The sequence below is a fragment of the Lysobacter antibioticus HS124 genome, from assembly GCF_000336385.2.
In the GTDB taxonomy this organism is placed as follows: domain Bacteria; phylum Pseudomonadota; class Gammaproteobacteria; order Xanthomonadales; family Xanthomonadaceae; genus Lysobacter; species Lysobacter firmicutimachus.
The window spans coordinates 19652-37752 of the sequence record NZ_HG424587.1 but is presented as its reverse complement, the minus strand read 5'-3'; the positions used below and the strand labels follow the sequence as shown (position 1 = coordinate 37752).

Sequence of the window (18101 nt, the reverse complement as noted above, 5' to 3'; positions counted from 1 at the left end):
ACCGACTATAGTCGGAGTCGCCTAACGGGGAACTTCGGCCGGCTTCATCCGGTCATAACGGTCGGTCCACGCACTGCGAGATCCATGCTCAAGCTCCTGCGCCCATTGTCGCTTGCCCTGACGCTCGCCTTCGGCGCGGTGTCGGGTGCGCACGCACAGGCGTTGCCGGGCAAGCGCGCGGAGACCACCTATCTGCCGGTCTGGAATCAGAACAACGGCAAGCTGGAGTATCTGTTGCAGCTGGAACCGGCCAAGCAGGCCGGAGGACGCTGGAAGCTGGGCAACAATTCCTTCGACGCCGCCCTCGGCCTCGATGCCGGCGACGGCCTCGGCCTGGTCTGCGACCGCAAGACCGGCCTGGCCGGCGCGATCGGCAACCTCGCCAATCACTGCCTGCTCGCGGCCGTCGACGACGACGGCGACGACAACCGCCAGCTTTCCGCCGGCGCCAGCCTCAACCGCCCCGGCGGCCGGGTCGGCGTGAGCATCGGCAGCGGCCGCGATACCCTGCCGGCCTGGCTCAGCCCCAACAGCCGCACCAGCCGGGTCGACCAGAACACCCTCACCGTCTACGCCCAGAAGAACATCGGCCGCGAGGCCATGGTCTCGATCGGCGGCACCTTGGCGCACGCACGACTGATCCCCGCCGGCGAAGTACCCAGCGTGGCCGACCGCTGGAGCAGCAAGAGCCTCAGCATCGGCGCCGGCATCGGCAACTTCACCGCCAACATCATCGGCCGCGTAGTCGACACCCCGCAGCCCGGCCAGTGGGAAGGCCTGGGCGTCGGCCTGACCTGGCGCACCCCATGGAGCGGCCAGCTCACCGTCGGCGCCGAAAACGTCGTGACCCGCGGCAAGAACCCGTTCGCGCCGGGCAACGGCGACAAGGACGAGGGCACTGTGCCCTACGTCCGTTACGAACAAGACCTGTAAGTCCGACGCCGCTCGCGGCGCATCTTCGGTCAGCATCCTTATATAAGTGGACGGCAGCACTGCCGTGCCGATCTGGCGGACATTCCGGGCGCCAGCGCCCTGGTGGCGCCCGACGACGCATGCGCAGCGGCGCCACGGCCAACCCGCTCGACTCGAAGCCGCGCCCCGCCTCCTGCCGACCACGCCGTTGCGGCGGCGAATGAGCCCAGCCGCCGTGGGGATCGCGCCGGGGACGACGGCACGACCCGACCGCATCCGCCCCCTTCCACGGCCGAATTCTCAGCGCGCCCGCAGGCACCGACCGGCCCATAGCGCGCATCGGGCACCCCGCTATAGATCGCCTCGCCCGGACCCGCGCCCAGCCGGCACTCGGGACCGCCGCCTCCGCGACAGCGCCGGCCCGGCCAACGGATCGCCCGATTCAGCAAAGCCCCTCGCCCGACGAGAATGGATTGCATTCAGGCGCCATTTCTGGGTCTGAACGCAATTTTCACCACCCTAACTCCCTATTCATCTTTTATCTAGCGACCTGTTTGCCGATTCACTTTGCACGAATCGCTCACACGAATGCCGCAAATCGACAATCTGCGACGCTTAACAACACTTTAATTTTCCGAAGTGTGCAGTTACGATCCGGCGAGCTTGCTGGATTTGGTGTGCCTATTTGCCCCACCCAGCGAGTCCACGGGTAATACAAAACAGACTCGGAGAGAGAGAAATGACCTTCAAGACCACCCAGCTCCGCGACGCGATTGCATTCGCGCTCGCGGTGGGTAGCACCGCCCTGGTCGGCACCGGCGTCGCTTTCGCCCAGGAAACCGAAAGCAAGGAAGCGACCACGCTCGATCGCGTCGAAGTGACCGGTTCGCGCATCCGCCAGGTCGACATCGAAACCGCCGCGCCGGTCCTGCAGATCAGCCGCGCCGAAATCGAGAAGCAGGGCTTCAAGTCGGTCGCCGACATCCTGCAGAACATCACCGCGGCCGGCTCGCCGGCGATCAGCCGCACCGCCCCGCTGAGCTCGGGCGAAGCCGTCGGCGGCTACTACATCGACCTGCGCAACCTCGGCGCCAACCGCACCCTGGTGCTGGTCAACGGCAAGCGCCTCGGCGCGACCAACGACGGTCTGCAGGACGTGGCCTCGATCCCCTCGGCCCTGGTCGAGCGCATCGAAATCCTGAAGGACGGCGCGTCGACCATCTATGGTTCGGACGCGATCGCGGGCGTGATCAACATCATCACCCGCAAGAACTTCGAAGGCGCCGAAGCCAACGCCTACATGGGCCAGTACGGCGAAGGCGACGGCACCCGCCAGAACTACGACTTCCTGATCGGCTTCACCGGCGACCGCGGTTCGATCACCGTCGGCGCCGAGTACTCGAAGGAAGATCCGGTGTGGGCGCGCGACCGCTGGTTCTCGCAGGCGGGCGCCCCGACCGGCCCGAAGAGCGAGCCGCGCGATTTCTTCTTCTCCAGCACCACCCAGTGGGGCGCGCTGCTGATCCCGACCGGCGCCCTGAATCCCAACGGCACCCCGGTGCTGGGCGCGCCGCGCTTCCTGCGCCGCGAAATTCCGGGCCTGGATCCGCGCAACGCCGCCAACTTCCGCGCCCGCAACAGCTCGGACGTCTCGCTGCCGTCCTCGCAGTCGACCGTCTATAGCGGCATCGAGCGCAAGTCGCTCTTCGTCAACGCCAGCTACGACATCACCGATTGGCTGCGCTTCGAAACCGACATGCTGTACACGGATCGCGAATCGTTCGCTCAGAACGCCGGCTATCCGTACCAGTCGGCCGTGCTGCCGCCGGGCTTCAACACCCCGATGTCGGTGGACAGCTACTTCAACCCGGTCGGCAACCAGGCCGTCGCCGCCGGCACCATGCCGGCCGGTCAGACCCCGACCTTCGTGCACTTCGTGCGCCGCGGCTGGGAAGTGCCGCGTGAAGTCCGCAACAGCCTGACCACCTACCGCTTCACCGGCACCTTCAGCGGCTCGTTCGAAGTCGGCGAGCGGATCTGGGATTGGGACGCCGGCTACCTGTACAACCAGAACAAGGGCGTGCAGATCAGCACCGGCAACCTCAACGTCGCCAACGTGCGCGCTGCGGTCGGTCCGTCGTTCCTCAACGCCCAGGGCCAGGTCCAGTGCGGCACGCCGGGCGCGCCGATTCCGCTCGGCAACAAGGCCGGCCAGTGCACCCCGTGGAACCCGCTGCTGCCGTTCGGCTATGCCGGCCAGAACGGCCTGAACGACCCGAACGTGCAGGCTTACCTGTATCAGCCGGGCCAGGCCGTGTCGGAGACCGAAACCAAGAACTACTTCGTCAACCTGAGCGGCGCGATCGCCACCCTGCCGGCCGGCGATCTGAGCCTGGCCGTGGGTTACGAGCACCGTAAGGAAAGCGGCTTCTTCTCGCCGGACGGCCTGTCGCAGAGCGGCGGCTCCACCGATCTGGCCAGCGGCCCGACCGGCGGCGGCTACAGCCTCGACGAGTTCTACGCCGAGTTGCAGATCCCGGTGCTGGCCGACGTCACCGGCGCGAAGGAACTGACCTTCAACGTCGCGACCCGCTACTCCGACTACGACACCTTCGGCAATACCACCAACAGCAAGTTCGGCTTCAAGTGGAAGCCGATCGACTCGCTGCTGGTCCGCGGCACCTGGTCGGAAGGCTTCCGCGCCCCGACCATCGCCGACCTGTACGGTGGCCAGAGCCAGAGCTTCTCGTTCTACACCGACGCTTGCGACTCGCTGTTCGGCGACGCGCGTGGCACCGCGGTCTGCGTTGCCAACCCGGATCCGCGTCTGCGCGTTCCGGCCGGCTTCCGCCAGTCGGCGGCCCAGCCGAGCGGTTTCGCTCCGCGTCCGAACTTCCAGACGGACACCCCGTTCCTGTCCGGTTCGAACGATCGCCTGGTTCCGGAAACCTCGACCTCCAAGACCCTGGGCGTGGTGTGGAGCCCGGACTTCGTCGAGAACCTGAACCTGTCGCTGGACTGGTGGAACATCAAGATCGAGAACGCGATCACCGCCGACAGCCCGACCCAGGTGCTGGACGACTGCTATACCCGCGGCATCACCTTCCGCTGCAACGCCGAACAGGATCCGTCGCGCTCGCGCTTCACCCGTGATCCGATCACCGGCCGCATCACCAACTTCGTGTTCGCGCCGATCAACGTGGGTTACAACGAGGTCGAAGGCTTCGACTTCGACGTCAACTACCGTCTCGACACGCAGTGGGGCCGCTTCGGCGTCGCCTGGTTGAACAGCTACACGGTCAAGAACGAGCTGCAGACCGACGTGCTGGGCCAGGCCGAGCCGTCGCAGCAGAACGGCTTCGGCGGCTTCTTCCGCCTGCGTTCGAACCTGAACCTGAGCTGGGACAAGGGTCCGTGGGGCTTCACCTGGGGCATGCGCTACTACTCCGGCGTGAAGGAAGACTGCAGCTTCGACGACCGTTGCTCGCTGCCGGATTACACCGCTCCGGAGTTCAACGGCAACATCTCGCCGAAGAACGAGCTGGGCTCCAACACCTTCCACGACATGCAGGTCCGCTTCAACGCGCCGTGGAACGCCACCATCGCGGTCGGCGCCAACAACGTGTTCGAGCACTACGCCGCTCCGAACTACGACAACCCGAACTCGGGCTATGCGTACTACGGCGGTTTCGACATCGGCCGTTTCGTGTACTTCAAGTACCAGCAGCGCTTCTAAGCAACACGGCTGCATCGCAACATGAACACGGCCCCCTCGGGGGCCGTGTTTTTTTGTGCCTTCGGAACTTGGTCTCAAAACCGCAAGCGACTCGAATTCGCTCTTAACAACACTTTAATTACCTCGCCAAGACGTCTACTATCGACGCGGCTTTGCCAATTTAGGCCTGTTTTTTCACGCCCCTTGGCCGGCCCCCATACGGGATTCGTTCGTTCAGGACACTTGGAGAGAGAGATGACCCTGAAGACCACCAAGCTGCGCGACGCGATCGTGTTCGCGTTGTGCGTGGGCGCCACCAGCCTCGCCGGTACCGGCCTGGCCACCGCCCAGGACACCCCGGCGCCCGCGCCGGCCGCGTCCGAAGAAGCCACCACCCTCGACCGCATCCAGGTCACCGGCAGCCGCATTTCGATTCCGGGTCTGACCACCAACAGCCCGGTGATGACCGTCGATCGCGAGGAAATCGCCCGTAACCAGCCGGTGGCCGCGGAAGACTTCCTGCGCGTCGTGCCGGGCGCCGTGCCCTCGATCGGCCCGGGCACCAATAACGGCTCCAACGGCGGCGCGACCATCAACCTGCGCGGCCTCGGCGACAACCGCACCGTGGTGCTGATGGACGGCCGCCGCGTGGTGCCGTTCAACCTGTTCGGCGTGGTCGACACCAACGTCATCCCGGTCGCGCTGATCGAAAGCGTCGACCTGGTCACCGGCGGCGCCTCGGCCGTGTACGGCGCCGACGCGGTCGCCGGCGTGGTCAACTTCGTGCTCAAGCGCAACTTCGAAGGCATCGAGGTCAACTCGAGCTACGGCCAGTCGAGCAAGCAGGACGCCGACCGCCGCAACACCACCGTCACGATGGGCATGAACCTCGACGACGGCCGCGGCAACTTCGTGCTGAGCCTGGGCAAGACCGACAACGACCCGTTGCTGCAGGGTTCGCGCGGCTTCTCCGAGTTCAACCTCGACTCCACCGACGGCTCGGAGGGCGGTTCCGGCACCGGCATTCCGACCCGTGCCGGCGTCCTCGGCCAGATCGATCCCGCCACCGGCCGCTTCACCGGCCAGACGGTGCCGTTCAACTACAACCCGTACAACTTCAACCAGACCGCGCTGGACCGCTGGCAGGCCACCGCGCTCGGCCGCTACGAGATCAACGAGCACGCCGAGGCCTACACCCAGCTGCTCTACACCCGCTCCAACGTGTTCTCGCAGATCGCCCCGGGCGGCCTGTTCGGCGGCCGCTTCAATGTCGGCATCGGCAACCCGCTGATCCCGGAACCGGCCCGTCAGCAGCTGTGCTCGACCTTCGGCGTGACCGGCGGTCCGTGCTCGGTCGGCAGCGCCGGCGTGGTCAGCACCACGCTCAACCGCCGCACCACCGAGCTGGGCACCCGTTCGACCGACTTCCAGAACAAGGTCTTCCAAGCCACCATCGGTCTGCGCGGCGACATCAACGACAACTGGCGCTACGACGCCTACTGGTCGCACGGCGAAGCCGATCAGCTGACCGTGTCGGCCGGCTTCCTGTCCAAGGCCCGCACCCAGCAGGCGCTGCTGTCGACCGACGGCATCAACTGCGTCGATCCGAGCGGCGGCTGCGTGCCGCTGAACCTGTGGGGTCTGGAAGGCACGATCAGCAAGGACTCGAAGAAGTTCCTCGAAGTGCTGACCTTCGCCACCCAGCGCGTCGAGCAGGAAGTGTGGTCCGGCTCGGTCAACGGCGACCTCGGCGACAGCTTCAAGAGCCCGTGGGCCGATTACCCGATCGGCGTCGCGTTCGGCTTGGAAGGCCGTAAGGTCGAGGCCATGAACAAGGCCGACGCGGCCTCGCGCGACCAGAACGAAGTGCAGGGTTCCGGCGGCGCCAACCCGGACGTCGACGGCAGCTTCACCCTGCGCGAAGCCTACGTCGAAACCATCATCCCGATCATCAGCGGCAAGACCGGCGCGCAGTCGCTGAACTTCGAAGCCGGCTATCGTCATAGCCAGTTCAAGTCCGGCCAGACCGACACCGACTACGGCAGCTACAAGTACGGCCTGGAGTGGGCGCCGATCGAACAGCTGCGCTTCCGCGGCATGTTCCAGCGCGCGACCCGCGCCCCGAACGTCAACGAGCTGTTCCAGCCGGTCGTGACCGGCCTGGACAACACCGCGGTCGACCCCTGCCAAGCGTCCGAGCTGGCCAAGCACGGCGGCATCAACGGCCCCGTCGGCCAGCTCTGCGTGGCCACCGGCGTGCCGCAGGCGATCCTCAACTCGCAGGGCGGCGTGGAAGAGCCGAGCGCCGGCCAGGCCAACGCCTTCGTCGGCGGCAACCCGATCCTGGGCCCGGAAAAGGCCGACACCCAGACCCTGGGCTTGGTGTGGCAGCCGGTGCAGGACCTGTCGATCACCCTGGACTACTGGAAGATCGACATCAAGGACGCGATCACCCGTCCGGTGCTCGGCGACGCGCTGTTCGGCTGCTACAGCCAGGAGTTCAATCCGACCCTCAGCGTCAGCCACCCGATGTGCCAGCTGATGATCGGCGCACGCGAATCGCAGGACGGCTCGCTCAACGGCGAAGCGCGCGGTCCGTTCCTGGACCGCTCGAACAAGGGCCGCATCACCACCAGCGGCTGGGATCTGGGCGTGCGCTACGGCCTCCCGCTGGCCAACGAGTGGGGCCGCCTGGACTTCTCGCTGGATCTGACCAAGACCGACAAGTACGACTACCAGGGCGACCCGGCCGTGGCCAAGCACGACTGCCTCGGCGTCTACGGCGTCTCGTGCAACGTCATCGCCGGCATCGTGTACGACTACAAGTCGAACTTCCGCGCGGTGTGGTCGATCAAGGACTTCGAGCTGGGCATGAATTGGCGTCACCTGAGCTCGGTGGACGTCGAGCCGGGCCCGATCGAATGGTTCCCGGCCTACACCTCGATCGATGCGTACGACTACTTCGATCTGACCATGGCCTACGAACTGCCGTGGAACGCGCGCATCAACCTCACCGTGAACAACATCGCCGACAAGAAGCCGCCGGTCGTGGGCAGCAACATCGGCAGCACCGGCTTCAACAGCGGCAACACCTTCCCGCAGTACTACGACACCCTGGGCCGTTACTACACCCTCGGCCTGACCATGCGCTTCTGATAAGAACGACGATCCGAGTCGATTTGAAGGCGGGCTTCGGCCCGCCTTTTTTTCTTTGTTGCCGGGATTGGAGATTCGGGATTCGGGATTGGCAGGTCGGCCGGCTCTTCCCGTCTCCGGCTCCCCCCTGAACTTCAGCCGGTCAGGAATTCCCGGTGCGCGCGCATCATCGCGTCGACCATGTCGCGCTCGGCCAGCGACAGCAGCGGGTTCCACACGTCGAAGATCAGCACCACGCGCAGTTCGTCGCTGTCGTTGCGCGCTTCGTGCTCGATCGAGTCGTCGAAGATCAAGGTCTCGCCGACCGTCCAATGCCGGCGCTCGTAGCCGACCCGGTAGCTGCAGCCTTCCGGCACGATCAGCGGCAGATGCACCACCAGGCGGGCGTTGGTCTCGCCGTGATGCGGCGGGATATGGGTATGCGGCGCCAGCGCCGAGAACATCGCGTTCGGGCAGACGTCGGCGATCTGCGCCATCTCCACCGCTTCCAGCGCGGCGCGGGTCTGCGGGCAACGCTGCAGGTGCTCGTGCACCGGCTGGGCGTAGCTCCACAGCTTGTAGGTGCTCCAGCGGCGCGAGTGGTTGAGCTCGCGCCACTGATTGACCGGATCGCCGGGCTGGTACTCGATGTAGGGCGTGAACTCGGCCTGCTCGTTGCGCAGCACTTCGCGCATCTCGCGCACGATGTCGTAGGTGCGCGCCTCCAGCTCGGGCACCCAGGGGAACCGGGCACGGTCGTAGAACGGGATCGCCGGCAGCCGCGGTACGTACAGTTGATTGCTGTCGGAATGGTAGGGCTTGCTGCGTCCGACCATGATCGACGCGGCTTCGTCCCAGCGCCCCAGCGCCCCGGCCTCCAGCGCCGCGCGCGGGCCGCCGACGCGATGGGCGAGGAACTCGGCGAACTCGTCCTGAAACTGCCCGACCCGCGCCTTGGCGTGCGAGAGCTGCTGGCGCAGCATGTCCGGCCAGTGCGGCTCCGGCGGCGCCACGGTGAGCGCGTTCTTGTAAGCCTGCGCGGCTTCGCGCGCGCGCCCATGGCGCTCCAGATAAGCGGCCTTGGCTAGCAGCCCGGCGAGGAAATACGGGTCCAGCGTCAGCGCGGCGCCGATCGCCTCCCATTCGGCCTGCGCGTCGCCGCGCTCGCGCTGCACCATGCCCAGCGACAGCAGGATCATCGGGTCGTTCGGCGCGGCGCGGTGCGCGGCCTGCAGCAGCTCGACCGCGGCGCCGGCATCGCCGCGCTGCAGCGCATGGATGCCCAGGCTGTACAGCGCCTGCGGATGCTGCGGCGCCAGTGCGCGGACCTGCTGCCACAGCCGCTCGGCCTCCTGCCAGCGTCCCGCGCGCGAGGCCAGGCCGGCGGCCTGGACCAGTTGATCGATCTGTTGGCTCAAGTGCGGCCCCGCCCCGGTGGATATCGGCGCAACATACCGCGACCGACGCGCCGCGTGGCGCGGTCCGCGCAAAAAAGCGGTGGGCAGGCGCGTCGCCGCGCCTGCCCGCCGTTCATGCCCGAGGATCGCTTGCCGCCCGCCGGCCGTGGACGCGACCGGTGCGGCTCAGTTCAAGTCCAGCCTCGCGTCGCCGGAGAAGGTCTCGATGCGGACCTTGCCGCTGCCGCTGCCGTAACGGTGCTCGAAGCTCGAGCCCGGGCCGTGCTTGGGCCGCTGGATCTGCGCGTCCGGCGCTTCCAGGTCGCCGCTGAAGCTCTGTCCGCGCACGGTCGCCGAGAGGCTGCGCGGCAGAGTCAGGCGCACGTCGCCGCTGACCGTTTCCAGCGAGATTTCGCCGCCCTGCGCCAGCGCGACATTGGCGCGCAGATCGCCGGACACCGAATTGCCCGACAGCTTGCTCAGCTGCGACTGGTGCGTGGCCAGGTCGATCTTGCCCGACACGGTTTCCACGTCGACCTCGCCGCCGAGCCGGCCGCGCAGGCTGAGATCGCCGCTGACCGTCTGCGCCGACACTTTGCGGCTGTTGAGGGTCAGCCGCAGGTCGCCGCTGACGCTGTCGATCTCGGCCTCGCGCGGCGCGCCGGCGACGGTGACGTCGCCGCTGACGCTGTCGATGCTGAGCTCGCGCGAGGCCACGCCGTTGACGTCGACCGTGGCCGAGACCGCGTCGATCTCCAGCTTGGCCTGCAGCGGCACGGTCACCCGCAATTCGGTCGGCTCGCCGCTGTCGCCGCCGCCGACCAGGAAGCCCATGCCGCTGCCGCGGTTGGGGTAGCGCACCTTGATCGACAGCTGCTGGCGGTCGCCTTCGATCTCGAGCTTTTCCACGCCTTCGCCCAGGCTGCCTTCGATCTTGACCTCCGGCCGGTCCCAGACCCGCACCTGGATCAGGCCTTTGACGTTGTCGATTTCGACGCTGCCCAGCGGGTCCAGCGGCCGGCTCTGGTTGATCGGCGTCGCCGCCAGCGCCGGCATCGCCGCGGCCAAAGCCAGGCTCAGCAAGCCGAACGCGGTGCGGGCGCGGAGAACGCGGCGGAACGAAGTAGGGACATGAGACATGAGCGTCCTCCTGGGATCAGGTGTAGGCCACGCGCTGGGCCAGCGCGAGGCGTCGTGCGTAGGTACGGCGCAGTTGCTCCAGCAGCAGCCGCGAATCGGGGTCGTGGGCGAGCGCGTCGAGAATCAGCGCCGCGTTGCGGTCGAGCTCGTCGAACGCCGGCTGCAGTTCGCCGGACTGACGCGTCGCCGGGGCGATTTCCTGCAGCGCCGCCTGGTACTGGCGGGTCATGCCGTCGGCTTCGCGCTGGACCAGGCTGGCCGGCGCGCCGCTCTGCGCGGCCAGACCGGCTTCGCCCGGACCCGCGTCCGGAGCGCGGAAGTGCGCGGCGATACCGATCGCCAACGCGGCGACGCCTGCCGCCAGCGCGACCGGCGCCATCCAGCGCGAGCGCCCGTCGCGTTCGCGACGCGGCAGCACCACGACCGTGTCGGCCTGCGCCGCCGGTGCGGGCGCCGCGGCGGGTTCCACGCCCATCGCCTGCTGCGGACCGAGCCGGGCCGCGATGCCGGGCCACAGGTCGGCGGCCGGCGGCTGGTCGCGGCGCATCGCGCGCAGTTGCCAGCGCAGCGCGTCGGACAGGTCGACATCGCGCGCCGACGGGTTGGACGGGGGAAGCTGCTCGTTCATGCCTGTTCTCCGAGCCGCGCGCGCAGCAGGCCGCGCGCGCGATGCAATTGCGCCTTGGAACTGCCGACCGCCATGCCCAGTTCGGCGGCGATCTCCTCGTGTTTCCAGCCTTCCACGTCGTATAGGACCAGCACCGCGCGGGCCCGCGGCGGCAGGGTCGCGACCGCCCGCTCCAGGTCCATCGACAGCGCGGTGACGTGACCGGCGGAGTCGGCGCTGCCGATCCCGTCGAAGGCGTCTTCGTCGTTGTCTTCCAGTGGCCGGCTGCGGCGCCCGCGCAGTTCCATCAGGGCGGTGTTGACCGCCAGCCGGTGCAGCCAGGTGCCGAAGGCCGACTCGAAGCGGAAGGTCGGCAGCGCTTGCCAGGCGCGCACGAAGGCTTCTTGGGTCAGATCCTCGGCGCGGGCGCCGGCGTGGCCGACCAGGCGCGCGATCACGCCATGGACCCGGCCGGCGTGGCGTCGGTACAGCGTCTCGAAGGCGGCCACACCGCCGGACGCGGCCGCCGCCACCAGTGCGCGGTCGTCGTCGGCCTCGGCTGGGGCGGCGAAATCGGGTAGGGAGTCGGTCACGGCGGTCAGCATACTGAGTCCGATGCGGGGCCGGGACTCAGGGTTTAAGCGCATTCGCAGCGGAACAACGCAGCCCGCCGGCTCGGCCGCCGCAACCCGCGCGCCCTCCCCTCATCCGGCCCTTCGGGCCATCGTCTCCCGCAAACGGGAGAAGGCAACTGCGGCTCGGCTTAAGCGCCTCTCCCGCTTGTGGGAGAGGGTTGGGGTGAGGGCAAACCCGCGCAGCGGCATCTCGACCACAGCCGCCCGCTCGCCCTCACCCGGCCCCTCGGGCCACCTTCTCCCGCTCGCGGGAGAAGGGAGCGCTCACCCCCGCCGCACGCGAGAGAGGCAGGTTTCGGCCATCGCTCGCTCAGCCCTTCAGCGCGGCCGCGATGCGCTGCTGCTCGTCGTGCAGGGCCTGCGGCATGCGCGGGCCGTACTCGCGCAGGTACTCGCCGATGCTGTCGAATTCGGCGCTCCAACCGGCGTGGTCGAAGCCGAACAGCTTGGCCTGGGCCTCCTCGCTCAGGCTGACGCCGTCGAGATTGAGGTCGCCGGCCTTCGGCAAGTGGCCGATCGGCGTTTCGCTGGCGCCGGCCTCGCCCTTGACCCGGCCGATCATCCACTCGATCACGCGCAGGTTGTCGCCGAAGCCCGGCCACAGGAACTTGCCGTCGTCGCCCTTGTGGAACCAGTTGACGTGGAAGACCTTGGGCAGCTGGGCGCCGGCCTGGTTGAACGACAGCCAGTGACCGAAGTAGTCGGCGAAGTTGTAGCCGCAGAACGGCTTCATCGCCATCGGGTCGCGGCGCATCACGCCGACCGCGCCGGTCGCGGCGGCGGTGGTTTCCGAGCCCATCGCGGCGCCGACCAGCACGCCGTGGGTCCAGTCGCGGGCCTCGAACACCAGCGGCACCAGCGAGGCGCGGCGGCCGCCGAACACGATCGCCGAGATCGGCACGCCGGCCGGGTTCTCGGCTTCCGGCGAGTAGCTCGGGCACTGCTTGGCCGAGACGGTGAAGCGCGCGTTGGGATGCGCGGCCGGGCCCTTGGCGGCGTCATAGGCGTTGCCGCGCCAGTCGGTGACCGGGGTCTGGCCGTTGTCCAGGCCTTCCCACCACGGCTGTCCGTCGGCGGTGACGCCGACGTTGGTGAAGATGGTGTTGTTCTGGATCGACTGGAGCGCGTTCGGGTTGGACTTGGCCGAAGTGCCCGGCGCGACGCCGAAGTAGCCGGCTTCCGGGTTGATCGCGTACAGGCGGCCGTCGGCGCCCGGACGCATCCAGCAGATGTCGTCGCCGACCGTCCACACCTTCCAGCCGGCCTGGCGGTAGCCTTCCGGCGGAATCAGCATGGCCAGATTGGTCTTGCCGCAGGCCGACGGGAACGCCGCGGCGACGTAATGGGTCTCGCCCTGCGGGTTCTCGATGCCGACGATCAGCATGTGCTCGGCCAGCCAGCCCTCCTGGCGCGCCTGGTGCGAGGCGATGCGCAGGGCGTGGCACTTCTTGCCGAGCAGGGCGTTGCCGCCGTAGCCCGAGCCGAACGACTTGATCGTCAGTTCGTCGGGGAAATGCATGATGAAGCGGCGCTCCGGGTCGAGCTCGCCGATGGAATGCAGGCCGCGCACGAACGAATCGCCGCGCTCGATGCGCGCGAGCGCCGCGGCGCCCATGCGGGTCATCACCCGCATGTTGGCGACCACGTACGGCGAATCGGTGATCTCCACGCCGCAACGCGCCAGCGGTGAGTCGATCGGGCCCATGCAGTACGGGATCACGTACAGGGTGCGGCCCTGCATGCAGCCGTCGAACAGCTCGTCCATCTTGGCGTGCGCTTCGGCCGGCGCCATCCAGTGATTGTTCGGGCCGGCGTCGTCGCGTTCGCGGGTGCAGACGAAGGTCAGGTGTTCGACGCGGGCGACGTCGTCGGGATGCGAGCGGTGCAGATAGCTGCCCGGATGAGTGTCCTGATTGAGCTTTTCCAGAGTGCCGTCGGCGAGCATCTGCGCGATCAGCGCTTCGTTCTCGGCATCGCTGCCGTCGCACCAGTGGATCTTGTCCGGACGAGTCAGCGCGGCGACCTGCGCCACCCAGTGATTGAGGGCCGGCAACGAACTGCCCGCGCTCCCCGGCACGGCAGTCGCGGGGGCGGGATCTTTCAAATTGGCATTCACGGCATTGCTCTCCAGCCGGGGAAACGATAGGGAAACTTGTTTACGACGACGGAATGAGCGTGGCCATCATGTGCTCGACATAGGCCTCGAATTCGTCGTGTTGCATGCGGGTCTGGTGCAGCTGCAGGTTCAGCTGCAGGAAGCCGACGTAGGCGGCGTAGAGCAGGCGGGCGCGATGCTGCGCATCGGTGCGGCTGAGGCCGGCCTGGCGGAAGGAAGCGGTGAGGTAATCCAGGCGGCGTTCGGAAACGCGGCCGATCACCGGCTGCACGGCGGGATGATCCAGCGCCTTGAGCAACTCGGAATAGATGATGTGCGACTTGACCTCGTGCGCGACGAGGTGGAACAGCGAGCGCAGGCGCTGGCGCGGGTCCGGAATCGGTTCGAGCTGGCCGAACACGGTTTCCTGCTCGACTTTTTCCCAACGCTCGAGCGCGGCCACCAGCAGCGCATCGCGCGAGGGGAAATGCCAGTAGAAGCTGCCCTTGGTGACGCCGAGCCGGCGCGCCAGCGGCTCCACCGCCACCGCCGCGACGCCTTGTTCGGCGATCAGATCGAGCGCGGCCTGCGCCCAATCGTCGGCGCTCAATCGTCCGCTGCGCTCGGGTTTCGCCTCGGCCTTGGACTCGGTCGCGGCGGTCGTGTCGAGCTTCGGCTCGGGCTTGGTCGGGGCGGTCTGGCTCATGGATGACAAGTTTAACCATACGCCATGGTCGGGAACAGTACGCAGTGCAGCAAAAGCGACGGGAGTAGGGATTTGGGATTCGGGATTCGGGATTCGTTCAAGCAAAAGCCCGAGTCCCATTCAGAAACCCCACGCCCTTCCGGCCGCCGCGCACGAATCCCCCAATCCCCACTCCCCAATCCCGCGCCCGGTTGACAGCTCAGAAACGCGATTCCATACTCGGCCGTATGTTACGCGTTTGATGCCAGCGTTTGAATGCCGGGGCGCCGCACGGAGGCCGGTCCCGCCATCGCCGCCGGCGTCACGCGCATCCGACTAGCTTGAGTCTTAGCCGCATCCTCCGGAGCGCCGCCATGAGTATCGCGATCCCCTTCCTTGCCTTCCTTCTCGTCGGCGCCATCGCCGCCTACCACCGCCTCCGTCTGCCGGTCTGGGCCGCGTTGACCGCCACCGTGCTGGTCGGCTGTTACCTGCTCGGCGCCAATCCGACCGCGACCGTCGTCGCCGCGGTGCTGGTCGCGCTGATCGCGGTGCCGCTGCTGATCCCGCAGATCCGCCTGCCGCTGATCACCAAGCCGCTGCTCGGCTTCTACACCAAGATCCTGCCGCCGCTGTCGGAAACCGAGCGCACCGCGCTGGAGGCCGGCACGGTCGGCTTCGAAGGCGAGCTGTTCTCGGGCAAGCCGGACTGGCAGCAGTTGCTGTCGCAGCCCAAGCCGGAGCTGACCGCCGAGGAGCAGGCCTTCCTCGACGGCCCGACCGAAGAGCTGTGCAAGATGACCAACGACTGGCAGATCACGCACATCGATGCGGACCTGTCGCCGGCGCTGTGGGACTTCGTCAAGAAGAACAAGTTCTTCGGCCTCAACATCCCGAAGGAATACGGCGGCCTGGGCTTCTCGGCGCTGGCCAACCACAAGGTGATCCAGAAGCTGGCTTCGGTGTCGAGCGTGGTCAGCTCCACCGTCGGCGTGCCCAACTCGCTGGGCCCGGCCGAGCTGCTGATGCACTACGGCACCAAGGAGCAGAAGGAGCATTACCTGCCGCGCCTGGCCGACGGCCGCGAAGTGCCCTGCTTCGGCCTGACCGGCCCCTGGGCCGGTTCCGACGCGACCTCGATTCCAGACTACGGCATCGTCACCATGGGCGACTGGAACGGCGCCCGCGTGGTCGGCGTCAAGCTCACCTTCGATAAGCGCTACATCACCCTGGCCCCGGTCGCGACCCTGATCGGCCTGGCCTTCCGCATGTACGACCCGGACGGCCTGATCGGCGACAAGCGCGACATCGGCATCACCCTGGCCCTGCTGCCGCGCGACACCGCCGGGGTCGAAGTCGGCCGTCGCCACTTCCCGCTCAACTGCACCTTCCAGAACGGTCCGATTCACGGCAAGGAAGTGTTCATCCCGCTGAGCCAGCTGATCGGCGGCGAAGCCTATGCCGGCAAGGGCTGGCAGATGCTGGTCGAATGCCTGTCGATCGGCCGCTCGATCACCCTGCCCTCCTCCGGCAGCGGCGGCGCCAAGATGGGCGCGGTCGTGACCGGCGCCTACGCCCGCATCCGCAAGCAGTTCGGCCTGTCGGTCGGCCGCTTCGAAGGCGTCGAGGAAGCGCTGGCCCGCATCGCCGGTAAGGCCTATGCGATCAGCGCGCTGTCGCAGGCCACCGCGGCCGCGGTCGCACGCGGCGAAAACCCGGCCGTGCCCTCGACCATCGCCAAGTACCACTGCACCGAGATGGCGCGCGAAGTCGCCACCGACGTGATGGACATCCACGGCGGCAAGGGCATCATCCTCGGTCCGAAGAACTACGCCGGCCGCAACTGGCAGGCGCTGCCGATCATGATCACGGTCGAAGGCGCCAACATCATGACCCGCTCGCTGATGATCTTCGGCCAGGGCGCGATCCTGTGCCACCCGTGGGTGCTCAAGGAAATGAAGGCGGCGATGCTGCCGGACAAGGCGCAGGCGCTGCGCGAGTTCGACCAGAACCTGTTCGGCCACATCGGCTTCGCGATCTCCAACGCGGTGCGCAGCTGGTGGTTCGGCATCACCGGCGCCAAGCTCGGTGCCGCCCCGGGCGACACCTACACCCGCCGCTACTACCGCAAGCTCAACCGCTACTCGGCGACTCTGGCGCTGATGGCCGATACCTCGATGCTGCTGCTCGGCGGCAAGCTGAAGTTCAAGGAGTCGCTGTCGGGCCGCCTGGGCGACGTGCTGAGCCAGTTGTACATCGCCAGCAGCATGCTCAAGCGCTACGAGGACCAGGGCCGTCCGGCCGGCGACCAGCCGCTGTTGGCCTGGGCCTTCCACGATGCCGTGCACAAGATCGAACTGGCCCTGTCCGGCGCGCTGCGCAACTTCCCGATCCGTCCGGTCGGCTGGCTGCTGTGGGCGCTGATCTTCCCCTGGGGCCGCCGCGCCCAGGCGCCGAGCGACCGCCTCGGCCACCGCGCCGCGTCGCTGCTGATGTCGCCCAACGACGCCCGCGACCGCCTCGCCGAGGGCGTGTTCACCACCCCCTGCGCGAACAACCCGGCCGGCCGCATCAACAGCTACCTGCAGAAGGTGATCCTGGCCGAGCCGGTCGAGCGCAAGTTCCTCAAGGCGCTGAAGAACAGCGACATCCAGGCGCTGGACTTCGCCAGCCAGCTCGACGAAGGCGTGCGCGAAGGCTGGATCACCGCCGAGGAGCGCAAACAGCTGGAAGAACTGCGCGAGATGACCATCGACACCATCAGCGTCGACGACTTCGACGCCGCGGAACTGCGCTCGGCGGGCTACAAGCCCTACGCCGACGACGGCGGCCATCACGGCGATACCCGCGCGGCGGCGTAAGCCTTGCGGAACCGAAAACGGCGGCCTGGGGCCGCCGTTTTCGATATGGGATTAGGGATTAGGGATTAGGGACTAGGGATTAGGGATTAGGGATTAGGGATTAGGGATTTGGGATTTGGGATTTGGGATTTGGGATTTGGGATTTGGGATTTGGGCATCCGGCATCCGGCATCCGGCATCCGGCATCCGGCATCCGGCATCCGGAACGATCATGCCTCGGCGGAGTCCAGATCCAGCCGCGCGCACATCCCGTCTACCGTCATCCTCGCGAAGGGAGGACCCCGAGCCTTCAAAGCCATCTCGCGATAGAGCCGCTGGATTCATGCCCTAGCGGGATCGACGTCCGGAAGCCATCCGCCCCTTTCATCATTCAATTCAATTCAATTCAATTCAATTCAGCCCAGCCCTGCCACCGCCATGAGCGCCAACGTCCTCGCCCTCTACCGCAAGCTCACCCGCTACCCCGCCGGCCACTGGCTGTTCAGCCGCGCCGTCTGCTTCAAGGCGCCCTACTTCGCCAGCATCTCGCCGCGTTTCGAGTCCCTCGAACCGGGCCGTTGCAGCGCGACCATGCGCCACCGCCGCGCCATCACCAACCACCTCGGCACCGTCCACGCCATCGCCATGTGCAACCTGGCCGAACTCACCGGCGGGGTGATGACCGACGTCAGCATCCCCCGGTCGATGCGCTGGATCCCGGTCGGCATGAGCGTGGAATATCTCAAGAAAGCGGTCGGCACGGTCCGCGCCGTCGCCACCCCGGCCGCACCCATCGTCGAATCCGACAGCGCCTACGACCTGCCGGTCGACGTCGTCGTCACCGATCCCGCCGGCGACGCGGTGTTCCGCGCCCGCATCGCGATGCGCGTCTCGCCCAAGCCCAAACGCGGCTGATCCCGCGCTCCGGGCACAACCTGCG

11 protein-coding genes are annotated in these 18101 nt (G+C 67.5%); 5 read left to right on the top strand and 6 right to left on the bottom strand.

Translation table 11 applies throughout. The features are described from left to right. The first annotated feature begins 84 nt into the window (after positions 1-84). From TX83_RS20310 to TX83_RS20300, 3 genes are all read left to right on the top strand, one after another. On the top strand, positions 85-933 hold the full coding sequence (locus TX83_RS20310) for a hypothetical protein (RefSeq protein ID WP_064749806.1): 849 nt from the start codon (positions 85-87) through the stop codon (positions 931-933). A gap of 718 nt (positions 934-1651) precedes the next feature. After that, complete coding sequence (locus TX83_RS20305; RefSeq protein ID WP_064749805.1) at positions 1652-4648, top strand: TonB-dependent receptor plug domain-containing protein; 2997 nt, start codon at positions 1652-1654, stop codon at positions 4646-4648. A 234-nt stretch (positions 4649-4882) separates the two neighbouring features. Further along, positions 4883-7783, top strand: a complete 2901-nt coding sequence (locus TX83_RS20300; RefSeq protein WP_064749804.1) for a TonB-dependent receptor plug domain-containing protein — start codon at positions 4883-4885, stop codon at positions 7781-7783. A gap of 134 nt (positions 7784-7917) precedes the next feature. Here TX83_RS20300 and TX83_RS20295 read toward each other — a convergent pair whose 3' ends face one another. The 6 genes from TX83_RS20295 to TX83_RS20270 form a co-directional block, all read right to left on the bottom strand. After that, positions 7918-9204, bottom strand: a complete 1287-nt coding sequence (locus TX83_RS20295) for an aspartyl/asparaginyl beta-hydroxylase domain-containing protein (RefSeq protein WP_428992585.1) — start codon at positions 9202-9204, stop codon at positions 7918-7920. Positions 9205-9345: 141 nt separating this feature from the next. Continuing rightward, positions 9346-10299: a DUF4097 family beta strand repeat-containing protein gene (locus TX83_RS20290; protein ID WP_079248358.1), complete on the bottom strand. Its 954-nt coding sequence runs from the start codon at positions 10297-10299 to the stop codon at positions 9346-9348. A gap of 16 nt (positions 10300-10315) precedes the next feature. Beyond that, positions 10316-10927: a hypothetical protein gene (locus tag TX83_RS20285; protein WP_064749801.1), complete on the bottom strand. Its 612-nt coding sequence runs from the start codon at positions 10925-10927 to the stop codon at positions 10316-10318. Continuing rightward, positions 10924-11511, bottom strand: a complete 588-nt coding sequence (locus TX83_RS20280) for an RNA polymerase sigma factor (RefSeq protein ID WP_064749800.1) — start codon at positions 11509-11511, stop codon at positions 10924-10926. The genes TX83_RS20285 and TX83_RS20280 overlap by 4 nt, the downstream gene beginning before the upstream one ends. Positions 11512-11851: 340 nt before the next feature. Beyond that, entirely contained in the window at positions 11852-13645 is a 1794-nt protein-coding gene (locus TX83_RS20275; RefSeq protein ID WP_261370220.1) for a phosphoenolpyruvate carboxykinase (GTP), read from the bottom strand. Between the two features lie 52 nt (positions 13646-13697). Further along, entirely contained in the window at positions 13698-14342 is a 645-nt protein-coding gene (locus tag TX83_RS20270; protein WP_064749798.1) for a TetR/AcrR family transcriptional regulator, read from the bottom strand. Positions 14343-14695: 353 nt separating this feature from the next. Between TX83_RS20270 and TX83_RS20265 the strand changes: the two genes are divergently transcribed. Continuing rightward, the gene (locus TX83_RS20265) at positions 14696-17182 is read left to right on the top strand and encodes an acyl-CoA dehydrogenase (protein WP_064749797.1); all 2487 of its coding nucleotides are present in this window, start codon (positions 14696-14698) and stop codon (positions 17180-17182) included. 417 nt (positions 17183-17599) lie between these two features. Further along, entirely contained in the window at positions 17600-18076 is a 477-nt protein-coding gene (locus TX83_RS20260; RefSeq protein ID WP_064749796.1) for a hotdog fold domain-containing protein, read from the top strand. The last annotated feature ends 25 nt before the right edge of the window (positions 18077-18101 follow it).